The 12911-nt window shown below is 30.1% G+C and carries 11 protein-coding genes; 9 read left to right on the top strand and 2 right to left on the bottom strand.

The window, feature by feature from the left end; translation table 11 throughout:
* On the bottom strand, nucleotides 1–803 hold an 803-nt coding region (locus KPL44_RS10405; RefSeq protein WP_441303727.1), incomplete at its 3' end, for a hypothetical protein.
* 181 nt (nucleotides 804–984) lie between these two features.
* Between KPL44_RS10405 and KPL44_RS10400 the strand changes: the two genes are divergently transcribed.
* Entirely contained in the window at nucleotides 985–3045 is a 2061-nt protein-coding gene (locus KPL44_RS10400) for a methyl-accepting chemotaxis protein (RefSeq protein WP_216249489.1), read from the top strand.
* Between the two features lie 69 nt (nucleotides 3046–3114).
* Nucleotides 3115–3402: a hypothetical protein gene (locus tag KPL44_RS10395; protein ID WP_216249486.1), complete on the top strand. Its 288-nt coding sequence runs from the start codon at nucleotides 3115–3117 to the stop codon at nucleotides 3400–3402.
* A 244-nt stretch (nucleotides 3403–3646) separates the two neighbouring features.
* On the opposite strand, the gene KPL44_RS10390 is transcribed toward KPL44_RS10395, so the two are convergent.
* Nucleotides 3647–4984, bottom strand: coding sequence for an aminotransferase-like domain-containing protein (locus KPL44_RS10390; protein WP_216249483.1), 1338 nt, complete (start codon nucleotides 4982–4984; stop codon nucleotides 3647–3649).
* A gap of 161 nt (nucleotides 4985–5145) precedes the next feature.
* Between KPL44_RS10390 and KPL44_RS10385 the strand changes: the two genes are divergently transcribed.
* The 7 genes from KPL44_RS10385 (at nucleotide 5146) to KPL44_RS10355 (ending at nucleotide 12880) form a co-directional block, all read left to right on the top strand.
* Nucleotides 5146–6774: a nitrite/sulfite reductase gene (locus tag KPL44_RS10385; RefSeq protein ID WP_253201711.1), complete on the top strand. Its 1629-nt coding sequence runs from the start codon at nucleotides 5146–5148 to the stop codon at nucleotides 6772–6774.
* Between the two features lie 83 nt (nucleotides 6775–6857).
* A complete protein-coding gene (locus tag KPL44_RS10380) occupies nucleotides 6858–8084 on the top strand; it encodes a peptidase U32 family protein (RefSeq protein WP_216249520.1) in 1227 nt (408 codons plus the stop codon).
* Entirely contained in the window at nucleotides 8084–8728 is a 645-nt protein-coding gene (locus KPL44_RS10375; RefSeq protein ID WP_216249479.1) for a bifunctional 4-hydroxy-2-oxoglutarate aldolase/2-dehydro-3-deoxy-phosphogluconate aldolase, read from the top strand. The genes KPL44_RS10380 and KPL44_RS10375 overlap by 1 nt, the downstream gene beginning before the upstream one ends.
* Before the next feature lie 109 nt (nucleotides 8729–8837).
* Complete coding sequence (locus tag KPL44_RS10370; protein ID WP_216249476.1) at nucleotides 8838–10025, top strand: pyridoxal phosphate-dependent aminotransferase; 1188 nt, start codon at nucleotides 8838–8840, stop codon at nucleotides 10023–10025.
* Nucleotides 10026–10191: 166 nt separating this feature from the next.
* Nucleotides 10192–11550: an MATE family efflux transporter gene (locus KPL44_RS10365; protein ID WP_216249474.1), complete on the top strand. Its 1359-nt coding sequence runs from the start codon at nucleotides 10192–10194 to the stop codon at nucleotides 11548–11550.
* 100 nt (nucleotides 11551–11650) lie between these two features.
* Nucleotides 11651–11914 carry a hypothetical protein gene (locus tag KPL44_RS10360; RefSeq protein ID WP_216249471.1) on the top strand — a complete coding sequence of 88 codons (264 nt, stop codon included), beginning with the start codon at nucleotides 11651–11653 and terminating at the stop codon, nucleotides 11912–11914.
* Between the two features lie 270 nt (nucleotides 11915–12184).
* The gene (locus KPL44_RS10355) at nucleotides 12185–12880 is read left to right on the top strand and encodes a TerC family protein (RefSeq protein ID WP_216249470.1); all 696 of its coding nucleotides are present in this window, start codon (nucleotides 12185–12187) and stop codon (nucleotides 12878–12880) included.
* Nucleotides 12881–12911: the final 31 nt, after the last annotated feature.

The following is a 12911-nucleotide window of genomic DNA, read 5'->3' as shown; positions in this document are numbered from 1 at the left end:
AGTAAATTCGTTTCGTAGTTGTATTTAACACAAGCATTTCCTTGTGTAACTGTGTTAAGTCCTTGAAGTTCTATAGTTTTATGTCTAGCTTTATAGAAGTCTTCTTTCCATTCAAAATGCTCGTTATATAATGTATGCTGGGCTTTAAATAGTTTCTTAGTACCAAAACATGATTTTACTGCACTTGTATTAAGTCTTGCAAGTTTTTGTTTTTGATAACCTATACCACGCTTAATCATATTCAGTTTATTAGTTAATCTGCTAATTTTTTTTACGACAAGAGCATGTTCAAAATCGTACATATTATATATAATTGATTTATTTTTGTAATTGGCCTCAACAAAAATCTTATCATCTGACATATAAAAATAATATGGTCTATAATACTTAAATTTGGGGAGGCTTTTACTATTTTTAATAGCCTTAGATATATCGATAATATGAGTATGAATTTTACTCCAGAATTTAATTTTATTAATTAAATCTTTAACAGATTTATCTCTATGATTAATGTTCTGCTTTAAATCATCTATGTACATTTTGTTTAATTCAACATTAGAAGATTTATTCCATTTAGCTTCACAAGCAGCGTAGTTTGTATAATAAGTATTAAGATTAAACATATTTTTAATAGTTAAATGAATACTCTTAGAAAGACCTTTCTCCTGATTGTAAACAAGAATTGAATAAGCTTTAATTTTAGCTTCATTACCAACATACAATATATTCGATAGATTGTTGAAATTTTCAAAGCTGAGCTTATCTTTATATATTCTTGTAGAAGAATTAGTTTCTATTCTCAAAATATTCACCACCTTTTTTTATAATCTCTACTAGATATTATGCCATAATAGATACTATAATATTAAGTTATTTAAAAATAATTTTGCAAATAAAGATAAAAAAAGGCGTTAAAAGATTATTTCTTACTTAATACTTTTAATAGCCTTGTTTATTTTAAATATCACATAAGGAGATGTTTTCATGAAAAGAAAATATAGTTTGTTCGTAAAATTTTTAGTAGTAGCCATGATATGTATTATTATACCTTTACTCATTAGTGGCTTTTATTCAGTTAACTCATTTTCAAATTCTTTGGAAAGTGAAGCAAAAAAATCATTGAGCAGTGCAACTATTTCAAATAAAAATTATGTAGATGTAGCTTTTAAGGATCAAATGGATTTAGCGACATCTATTTCAAATGAAAGTGAAGTTGTAAACTACTTTAAAGAATTTAAAAAAACTAACAAACCTAACCAAGCAGTATTAACCCATATGTCAAGTAATTTGGAAACTAAATTCAAGAATTCAAATGGATTATATGAGAATATGATTCTTCAAGTGATTTCTTCTGATTTAAATAAAGTAACAGTAGCTGATGGTATTGGTGGAAAGTCTATTGGGGATAAAAGACCAGCTACTCAAAATTCATTAAAAGCCTTGGAGAAAGAAGGCAAAGCTAAGATTGGTAGTATTATGGCTTCTCCTATAACAGGGAGGCCTGTTATTACAATAAACGCACCGATTTTAGATACTGATACTAAACTGTTAACAGCATCATTCCTAAATTCAATAGATTTGAATATATTAACTCAAAATATTGTTAAATCAAACTCTAATGAATCTATTAAAACCTTTTTAATAGATCCAACAGGTCTTGTAGTTTCATCGGAAAATTCTTCACAAATATTAAAACTTAACTTAAGCAAAGAAAAAGGAGACATGGCAGATTTCTATGGTACAATGAAGGCTAACAATTCTGGTATAGGTTATTTTACTATTAATGGTGTGAAAAACATAGCTTCATATACCAAAAGTAATATTACAAAGTTATATATTGTATCCTTTATACCCGTGGAACAGTATATGTCAAAAATCAATAGTGTTAGAAATGGAATAATTATTGTAATTATTATAAGTCTTATTATATCTAGCTTGTTAATATTATTATTTTCACGAAGTATTACTAAACCATTAAAATTAGCTGTGGAATATATAAGGACATTTGCTTTAGGAGATTTTTCAAAGGAAGTACCAGATAAAGCAATGAGGGTAAGTGATGAAACTGGTGATCTAATGGTTTCTTTAAATACAATGCAAAAATCTATTAGGACTATGCTTAAAACTGTAGTTAAACAATCTGAAAAAATAGAGAGTTCAGTTATTATAACTAATAAGAATATGTATGATTTAGAGTATCAGATTGAGGAAATATCATCAACAACTGAAGAGTTGTCCGCTAGCATGGAGGAAACAGCAGCTTCATCAGAAGAATTGAGTGCTTCTTCCGATGAATTAGGAAAAGCGGTGACTACTATATCTGAAAAAGCTCAAGAGGGTGCTGAAAATTCAGGTGAGATAAGAAAAAGAGCACAAGAATTAAAAGAAAGTGCAGTTGTTTCTAAAAAGGTAGCTGAAGATATTAGGAATAAGATATATAATAGTTTAAAGCAATCAATAGAGCAGTCAAAAGCAGTTACTCAAATTAATGAATTAACGGAATCTATTTTGCAGATTTCATCTCAAACGAATTTATTAGCTTTAAATGCTGCAATAGAAGCTGCACGGGCAGGAGAAGCAGGGAAGGGGTTTGCAGTAGTAGCTGAAGAGGTTAGAAAGTTGGCTGAGGATTCAAAAAATATTACTAATGAAATTCAGCGAGTAACTAAAATAGTGGTATCTTCAGTAGAAAGTTTAAAATACAATTCGGAGAATGTATTAGATTTCATAGATTCAACAGTAATAAAAGATTATATTTCTATGGTTGATATTGGAGAACAGTATTATAAAGATGCAAATTATGTTGGAAATCTTGTAAATGATTTTAGTAGTAAAGCTCAGGAGGTAAGCTCCTCTCTTCAAATTATGATTAATGTCATAAATGAAATATCAACTGCAAATAATGAAATGGCTATAGGAACTGGAAATATTGCTAATAAAGCATCTATTAGTTTACAAAAATCAAATGATGTATCAAAGGTAACAAGTGATACTAATAAAGTATCAGAAGAATTAAAGACTATTGTTTCAGAATTCAAAATTTAATTATAAGGGGATTTGAACCCGGAATTGGGCGCCTAAATAATTGATGACTACATAAAAGGAGATGAAAAGATGGAATTTATTAGCTCAATTCTTAAATTTTTAGTAACACTTTTAGTAGCTTTTTTTCCTGTTCAAATCATTCTAAATCTTGTTAATAATAGATTTAATATATTTACCCCTCTTCAGGAATTCATTAAGAAAAGTGGTAATGAAAAATTGATAAATAAATTTGTTTTTATTATATCAATTGCTTTATTCCTACTTGTTAGTTACTATATTAATCTTAATGACTTCGAGTTTGGAATATTAGCCGGAGTTTACTACGGAATAGTATTTACTATTTTGCCAAGGCAATAAAATTCAGGTTAGATAAAAAGATAGGCAAGTAAATAGTTTACAATTTATTGTTATTCTCGACATTCTAATGACACATATAATTGTTATTGTTAATACATAGAAAGAAACTAGTAATTGATTTTTTAATTAGAGTCCCCCTTTAATTAAATATATATATGACTAGGAACCATAGATCAAAGGCTCTAGCAGATTGTGCTAGAGTCTTTTTTCATTGCAGATAAACCAAATTAAATATGGATAATAGTTATGTCATATATTTTTGAATGGTATCAATTACTATAGGAATGCCTTTTTTTATTTTCTCCTCATTTACATTACTAATGCTTATTCTAAAATAATGATCATTTCTATTTTGTTCCAAAAAACATAGATTTGTATCTAACATTTTAATGTTGTTATTTAATAGTGAGCTTATTATTTTATCATATTGTAGTGAATCATCTATATATATACAAGAAAAATATCCAGACTTAGGGATGTTCCATTTTATTTTAGAATTTTGAAGTAAAGATATAGTATTTTTTAAATAAGTCATTCTATCACAGTATAGGGTACTCATTTTGTTTCTATGTATATCAAACAGACCACTTTTTAAATAGATTTCAAGTGCTCCTTGAGATAGTATTGGACTATTCATATCTGTCCATTTTTTATAATTTAGGAAAGTACTTATTAGTAAGCTTGGCAATATGAGTGCGGCAACTCTTAGTCCAGGCATAAGAATTTTCGAATAACTTTTCAAGTAAATGACCTTTTCAGTAGTGTCATAAGTGAACATGGGGTCGTTTTTCTTATTTATGTCTAAATCGGAAACAATATCATCTTCAACAATATATACATTATATTTCTGCGCCATAGCTACAATAGATTCTTTTTCCTCTTTACTATAAGAAGTTCCAGTTGGGTTATGAAATCTAGGAACGGTATAAAAAAATTTAATATTGCCATACTTAAACATGTTTTCTAGTTCATATAAATCTATTCCGTTAAGCCCTCTTTCAATTCCTAATACAGAAACATTATTTAATTCTAAAATTTTTATAATTCCATAATAAGTAGGTTGCTCAACAAGAATGTTTGATTTACCATTTGGAAATGGCATAATTGACAATAGGGTTAGTGCTTGTTGAGAGCTGGATGTAATGACAATGTTGTCTGAACTTGTAAATACTTGATATTGTTGAAAGTGTTTTGATAATACATGTGTTAATGAATTTAATCCTCGAGGATTTGAGTAAGTAAATAAGGTTTCTTTGTACAAATCTATGGATTTATTCAAACAGTGTTGAAAATCTTTATAAGGAAAGCTTTCAATATCTGGAACTCCTGATGAAAAATCAATAATAGTATTGTTAGAGGGATTAGTATTATGGAAATCCTCTAATAGGTAGTATCCACTTTTTGGAGATGGGTAAACAATATTATCTTTTTCAAGTTTATCATAGGCTTTTAAAACTGTACCAATACTACAATTAAATAGTTGGGATATAGTCCTAATAGAAGGTAATCTTTTTTTGTAGGTGAAATTTCCAGCTGAAATTCCATTATGAATATAGTCAATAATCTTTTCGTATTTTAACAATATGAGCAACTCCTTTAATTTTGTACTAGTACAGATTGCACTTTTATTTCTTGATAACTAAATTATACTATACTAATATGTACGTGTAATCAATTTGTGCAAGTATAGTGGAGACACGTGAGAGAGTAAAAAGTGTGGATAAGTTTTGAAAGGGGATTAAATTGATAATAATTACAGAAGAAATTCTAAGTAGTATTCAAGAATTTAAAAATAAATTGTTACAATACAAAGAAGGCAAATTAGAAAATATGAAAGCATTCAGTTCCATTATGGGGATTTACAAGGAAAGGTTGAATGATACATATATGGTTAGACCAAGAATTGCTGGAGGGGTTACAACACTTAAACAATTAAGGGCTATAAGTAAAATAGCTAAGAAATGCGACGTAGTAAAAATGCGTTTTACAACAAGACAGGATATTCAATTTCATTCAGTAAAATTGGAACATTTGGATAGTATAGTTGATGAATTGGTAAAAGCCGGATTAATCACAAGAGGTGCTGGCGGAGATGGAATAAGAAATATAACATGTTCTCCTCTTTCTGGAGTTTCGATAGATGATGTGTTCGATGTTACTCAATATATGAATGAGGTTACAAATTATATGATGAAGGATCCAGCAAATCTTAAATTGCCAAGGAAATACAAAATAGCTTTTTCAAATAGTGCAGAGGATACTGCTAATGCCACAATTACAGATATAGGTTTCATAGCGAAAATAGTTGAAGGTAAAAGAGGATTTGAAGTTTACGGTGGTGGCGGATTAGGTAGTGGTGCTAGGGTAGCTCTAAAACTGGAAGATTTTATAGAAGATACAGATGCATTATATTATGTACAAGCTATGAAACAAGTTTTTGAGAGAGAAGGAGACAGAACTAATAGACAAAAGGCTAGATTAAGATTTGTGGTTCAAAGATTAGGTGAAGAAGAATTTATCAAAATGTTTAGAAGTGAGCTAAATAAATTGAAAACAGAGCAGGACTTAAAACTCAATATAGATTCAAAAGAAGAAGTGATAGATAACAATAGGATGGACAATAGGATGGACAATAAATTATCATGGAAAAAGGAATATAGAAATATAATATACACACAAAAGCAATTAGGATATTATTCTTTATACATTCATCCGCAAAATGGAGATATTAGTATTAACGATTTGGATAAAGTATTAGATTACATAACAAACTTAAATTATGAAACATCAATAAGACTTACTATGAATCAAGGCTTTTTTGTGAGGGATTTAGAGGAGAAGGATGTGGAAGGCTTGATAGAAATAACATCTGATTTTTCATCTACATTCAATATATATAATTCTGTAATATGTGTAGGGCCTAAGGTTTGCAAATTTGGTATTAATAATTCTCAAGGTTTATTTCATAATATAATTGAGGCTTTTAAAAATACATCCATTGATATACAAAGCGCACTTCCAAGAATACTTATATCTGGATGTCATAATTCCTGCGCACAACCTCAGAAAGGTCTCATTGGATTTATGGGAAAGAAGAAGAAGACAGATAATGGATTAGTTCCTGTATATTCTATATCTTTTAATGGTAGAGTAGGTTCAGGTGGTGCGAAGTTCGGAGAAGTTTATGGAGAAATCCCTACAAAAAAAATGGTTGATTTTCTTTTGGGATTAGCTCAGTTAAAAGTTAATTCAGGCTCTATAGATTTTACTGACTTTATAGATAAAAATGAAGTAAGTGTAAGGATGCTTGTAGCTAAATACTCTTCAATAGAGAGCAATAGTAAAAATCCAGATTTATATTCTGACTTCTAATTCATTTATCATGGTCAGTCAAAGCAGTGTTTGTAACATTAATAAATAATATTAGCATGCGAAAAGATGAGGAGAAATCAGTTATGACTAAACCAGAGCTTTTAGCTCCAGCGGGGAACTTAGAAAAACTTAAAACAGCTATAAATTTTGGCGCGGATGCTGTTTACCTTGGAGGAAGTAAACTGAATCTAAGAGCATTTGCAAACAATTTTAATATTGAAGAATTAAAAGAAGGACTAGAATTTGCACATTCTAGGGGTAAAAAAGTTTATGTTACATTAAACATAATTCCTCACAATGATGATTTAGCAGAAATAGAGGATTATCTTAAAGAGTTATATGAAATTGGGGTTGATGCAATACTTGTTGCAGATCCAGGAATCATTGAAACTGCTAAAGCAGTAGTTCCAAATCTTGAGATACATTTAAGTACTCAAGCAAATTGTGTAAATTATAAATCTGCTTTATTTTGGCATAAATTAGGTGTTAAAAGAGTAGTAATGGCGAGAGAAATGAGTATAAATGATTTCAAAATTTTGAGAGAAAAACTTCCGAAAACCTGTGATATAGAAGCTTTTGTTCATGGATCAATGTGCATGGCATATTCAGGTAGATGTATGTTATCAAATTATTTAACAGGTAGAGATGCAAATAGAGGCGAATGTGCACAACCATGCAGATATAAATATCATCTGATAGAAGAAAATGAATCCGGAGAACGTCATGAAATTACTGAGAATAACAATGGAATTTATATAATGAATTCAAAGGACTTATGTATGATAGAACATATCCCTGAACTTATGGAATCTGGAATTAACTCTCTTAAAATTGAAGGAAGGATGAAGAGTGTATATTATGTTGCATCTGTTGTAAAAGCCTATAGAGAAGCCATTGATAAATACATAGAAGATCCTAAAAAATATATTTTTGATTCTAAATGGGCAGATTATCTTCTAAAGCCTAGTCACAGACCTTATACTACGGGCTTCTACTTTGATGAAGAGATAAAGCAGAGTTATGAAAGCTCAGCATACATTCGTAATTATGACATTGTAGGTATTGTGAGAAACTATAACAAAGATTCTCATATAGCAACAATACAGCAAAAAAATAAAGTCTACAATGGTGATGCTGTTGAAGTTTTAGTTCCAAAGGGAGATAACAAGAACATTAAACTTAATAGTATGAAAAAAGAAAGCGGAGAAGCTATAGATAGTGCGCCATCAGCACAAATGATTTTCACAATTGAATGTCATGAAGAGCTTAAGGCAGATGATATAATTATTAAACTTAAGGAGGCAAAATAATGAAAAAATCACAAGTTATTAAACAAATTTTAGATGCAGGTGTTGTTGCAGTAATAAGAGCAGAATCAAAGAAGCAAGGGATTAAAATTATTGATGCAGTTATAAAGGGTGGAATAAAAGCTATTGAAATTACTATGACAGTTCCGGGTGCTATTGATATAATTAAAGAATTATCTGAACGTTATAATGCTGAAGAAGCTCTTATAGGAGCAGGTACTGTACTTGATCCGGAAACAGCTAGAGCATGCATGCTCGCAGGAGCAGATTTTATAGTAAGTCCAAATTTAAATGTAGACACATTAAAAATTTGTAACAGATATGCAGTAGCTGTTGTGCCAGGAATAATGACTGTTAAAGAGGCAATAGAGGCTTTAGAATATGGGGTTGATATTATAAAAGTATTCCCAGGAAATGCATTTGGTCCATCAATAATTAGCTCATTTAATGGACCACTTCCCCAGGCAAACCTTATGCCAACTGGTGGAGTAAGCTTAAGTAATGTAGAGGATTGGATAAAGGCTGGAGCAGTAGCAGTAGGTACTGGTGGTGAATTGACTAAGGGAGCAAAAACTGGTGACTACGAGGCAGTAAAAGAAATGGCTGCTAAATTTGTTGCAAAAGTTAATAGTGCAAGAGGGCTATAGGATTAAATTAATACTATAATAACGTATAAAATAATAAATATTAATCGTTTTATCCACAGGGATTATAAAATGTTTCTGTGGATAAAACTCTATATATGGAGGTTTTGATATGATTTTTTCAAAGAAAGCAGAACAAATTTCACCATCAATAACCCTAGATATTACTTCTAGAGCAAAAGAAATGAAAGCAGATGGGATTGACGTAATTATATTTGGTGCAGGTGAACCGGATTTTGATACACATGAAAACATTCAAAATGCAGCTATAGAAGCTATTAGAGGGGGGTGTACAAAATATACAAAGGCATCAGGTATTGATGAATTAAAAACTGCAATATGTGAGAAATTTAGGCGAGATAACAATTTAATATACAATAAATCTCAAATTATCATTTCAACTGGAGCTAAACAATGTATAGCCAATGTATTTCAATCTATTCTAAATCCTGGAGATGAAGTTATTCTTTCTAAACCATATTGGGTTAGTTATCCTGAATTAATTAAACTATCAGATGGGGTACCGGTATATGCAGCTGCTAATGAAGAAAATGATTTTAAATATACAAGTGAAGCATTAAATGAAGTTTTGACGCCAAAAACTAAAGCAATTCTTATAAATAGTCCTAATAATCCTGTGGGTGCAGTATATAGCAGGTCTGAGTTATTATTTATTGCAAATTTTGCAAAAGCTAACGATTTGATAATAATATCTGATGAAATATATGAAAAGTTTATTTATGATGATTTTAAATATACAAGCATAGCGAATTTAAATAATGATTCATATAATAGAACTATTATAATTCATGGTGTTTCTAAAACATATTCAATGACTGGTTGGAGAATTGGATATGCTGCCGGAAATGAGAAAATTATTAAATTAATGTCTAATATACAAAGCCATACTACAGCTAACCCTAATTCTATAGCGCAATATGCTGCAGTTGAGGCATTAAATGGAAATCAGACTTCAGTAAAACTAATGGTTAAAGAGTTCAAAATAAGAAGGGATTATATAGTTAAAAAAATAAACACTTCTAGTACGCTCTCATGTACAAAACCAACAGGAGCGTTTTATATTATGGTTAACATTTCTAAGATGTTTGGTAAAATAATTGATGGTACTAAAATTAATAATTCAATAGATTTTGCTAAGGTACTTCTTAACAAAGAAAAGGTAGCAGTTATCCCTGGAGATGGATTTGGTGTAAGTAATTATGTAAGACTTTCTTATGCTACATCTATGGAAAATATTAAAGAGGGAATTAAAAGATTAATGGATTTTTCCCAATATTAAGAGGTAATAACTATGAATGATTTACTTATATATTTTGACAATAATTCGTGTATGTGGTACGGTTAGTATATTCATCGGAGGGTATATAACTATATGCTGGATAAGATGGTTGGATAAAATCAACTGTCTTATCCAGCATTTTTTGTTTTTAGGAGGGTATATATTAATGCAGCAACATAATGATTTAACGAAGGGGAAGGTTATCCCCACACTATTAAAATTTGCATTTCCATTTTTATTAGCAAGTTTGCTGCAAGCACTTTATGGCGCAGCAGATTTGCTAGTTGTTGGTCAGTTTGATAATTCTGCCCAAGTTTCTGCGGTGGCAACAGGAAGTCAGATTATGCAGACAATTACAGGAGTTATTCTTGGACTTACCACAGGCGGTACAATTATAATCGGTAACTATTTGGGTGCAAAAAGATACAAGGATATTGCAGAGTCAATTGGAACTATAATTTGTATATTTGCTATAATGGCTGCTGCGTTGACTGTAATTATGGTACTACTAACAGGTACTATTACAAGTTTAATGAATACACCATCAGAGGCATTTAAATACACAAAACAATATATTTTCATATGTTCTTGTGGTATACCATTTATTATCGGTTATAATGCATTAAGTGGTATTCTACGAGGATTAGGTAATTCAAAAGCTCCATTATACTTTATAACAGTAGCTTGTGTAACTAACATTGTTGTAGATTTAATATTAGTGGGTGTTTTACATATGGGTGCACCAGGAGCGGCGATTGCAACTATAGCTGCACAAGCTATAAGTTTCATAATTGGGGTCATGTATGTAAAAAAGGTAGGTTTTGTTTTTGAGTTCAATCGCAGTAATATTAAACTTGAATCAGGTAAAGCAAAGAGAGTATTTAAGTTAGGACTACCAATAGCATTACAGGATGGTTTAATTAATGTTTCTTTTATAATAATTACAGCGGTTATTAATGTAATGGGGCTTACTGCTTCTGCATCTGTAGGTGTTGTAGAAAAAATAATTGTATTTACAATGCTTCCAACTATTGCGTTTGCCTCAGCAATTGCAGCAATGACAGCTCAGAATATGGGGGCAGGAAAGCAGGAAAGAGCGAAACAGTGTTTGTATGTAGGAATGGGATGTTCGTTAATTATAGGAATAATATGTTATATATATGTACAAATTAATCCAACGTCGCTGACAGCATTGTTTTCTAGAGATGTTGAGGTTATAAAAACAGCCGCACTATATCTGAAATCATACAGTATTGACTGCATTTTGGTATGTTTTGTATTTTGTATGAACTCGTTTTTTAGTGGCTGTGGCAATTCTTTATTTCCAATGATTCATAGTTTAATTGCTACTTTTTTTATTCGTATTCCATTGTCCTTTGTTTTAAGTAAAATGGCAGGTATAACGCTGTACGAAATTGGTTTTGCATCGCCGCTTGCAACATTCGCATCACTTGTAATGTGTATAATATATCTGAGGTCCGGAAGATGGAAGAAGAATAAGATTATTAATCGGGAAATGATGTAGTATATGTAAATATAGAATATAGAGTATAGATTATTTATGTCGAATCATATATAATGATATCCTATTTAGTAATTTTTAATAATAAAAAATAGGGGGAATTATGATGCCATTAATAGGTAGAAAACATCTTGAAGATGTAGTGAAAAAACCAGTTAAAAGCTACTGGAACTTAAATGAACATTCTAGTAAGGATATGAAAGAGTTAAGAAGCAATGACGGTGATCACTGGTATTACGTCAATACTAAGAGTAAAGAGAGTATTCAAAAGGCGCTAGAAGCTGTTAGAGAGTTATACATGTTGTCAGTGGTATATAAGGAAGAAGGTATTGCTATACTGGAAACTATGTTGAAAGTATTAAAATAAAATTGAATATATTAAAAAAGAGGCTAATCTAAAATTATTTGGATTAGCTTCTTTATAATAAAATATGAAATTTTACAAACTGTATTGAAAAAATAGTATAATACTGTATAATGGTAAGGGCTAAAGCTTATTGATTAGCGTAAATAGAAAAGAGTAAAATTCATTTTTGTGAAAATTAAACGCTTCATAGAATTTCTATGAAGTTTTTTGTGAATTAATAATAGGAACATTTACGAATGCTACAGAAGAAAACGAGAGAAGAGGATTGAAATGGAGAGTTTAGTGCTTTTAATTATAGGAATACTTAAGATTACCATACTGGATTTAACATTATCTGGCGACAATATTGGTGTTATTGCTTTGGCAACCAAAAAATTACCACCTGAATATGCTAAAAAAGCGAGTTTGATTGGAATAACAGGTGCTATAGGATTAAGAATAGTATTTGCTTGTATTATAACGCTAATAATGAATATACAATGGCTACATATTAAATTAATTGGTGGTTTATTTTTAGTGAAAATCACATGGGATTTCATTAAACCTGAATCTCAAGAAGATGATTGTACGGTAAAGAAAGCAGAAAAATTTTGGGAAGCTGTGGCTATAATTATTATTGCAGATATAAGTATGAGTCTTGATAATGTAATTGCAATAGCAAGTGCTGCAAATGGAAGTGTATTATTAATTATAGTTGGTATTTTGATAAATGTACCAATAATTTTTTTTGGAAGTCAAATTGTTGCAAATTTAATGAGAAAACATCCTATTGTTATATATTTGGGTGGTGGGATACTAGCCCATACTTCTCTTAAAATGATACTTGAGGATAACCTAATAACAAAATATATAGAGCTTGCACCTTCAGTTTTAACAATAATTCCATGGATTTTTGCTATTAGTATATTAGTTTATGGATTTTTAATGATCAAAAAATCAAAAATTGATTTTGGAACCAATTCGTAAGCAAAGAACATACATAAAACAATATTAAGAA

The organism is Clostridium sp. DSM 17811 (assembly GCF_018861905.1).
Classification (GTDB): domain Bacteria; phylum Bacillota; class Clostridia; order Clostridiales; family Clostridiaceae; genus Clostridium_AD; species Clostridium_AD frigoriphilum.
Note: the sequence above shows the minus strand (reverse complement) of the source record. Positions and strands in the feature narration are given on the sequence as shown.

What these genes read in the sequence shown, in the direction of transcription:
- KPL44_RS10400 (WP_216249489.1), top strand. Translation starts at nt 985, where the DNA reads ATGAAAAGAAAATATAGTTTGTTCGTAAAATTTTTAGTAGTAGCCATG.
- KPL44_RS10395 (WP_216249486.1), top strand. Translation starts at nt 3,115, where the DNA reads ATGGAATTTATTAGCTCAATTCTTAAATTTTTAGTAACACTTTTAGTA.
- KPL44_RS10380 (WP_216249520.1), top strand. Translation starts at nt 6,858, where the DNA reads ATGACTAAACCAGAGCTTTTAGCTCCAGCGGGGAACTTAGAAAAACTT.
- KPL44_RS10375 (WP_216249479.1), top strand. Translation starts at nt 8,084, where the DNA reads ATGAAAAAATCACAAGTTATTAAACAAATTTTAGATGCAGGTGTTGTT.
- KPL44_RS10370 (WP_216249476.1), top strand. Translation starts at nt 8,838, where the DNA reads ATGATTTTTTCAAAGAAAGCAGAACAAATTTCACCATCAATAACCCTA.
- KPL44_RS10365 (WP_216249474.1), top strand. Translation starts at nt 10,192, where the DNA reads ATGCAGCAACATAATGATTTAACGAAGGGGAAGGTTATCCCCACACTA.
- KPL44_RS10360 (WP_216249471.1), top strand. Translation starts at nt 11,651, where the DNA reads ATGATGCCATTAATAGGTAGAAAACATCTTGAAGATGTAGTGAAAAAA.
- KPL44_RS10355 (WP_216249470.1), top strand. Translation starts at nt 12,185, where the DNA reads ATGGAGAGTTTAGTGCTTTTAATTATAGGAATACTTAAGATTACCATA.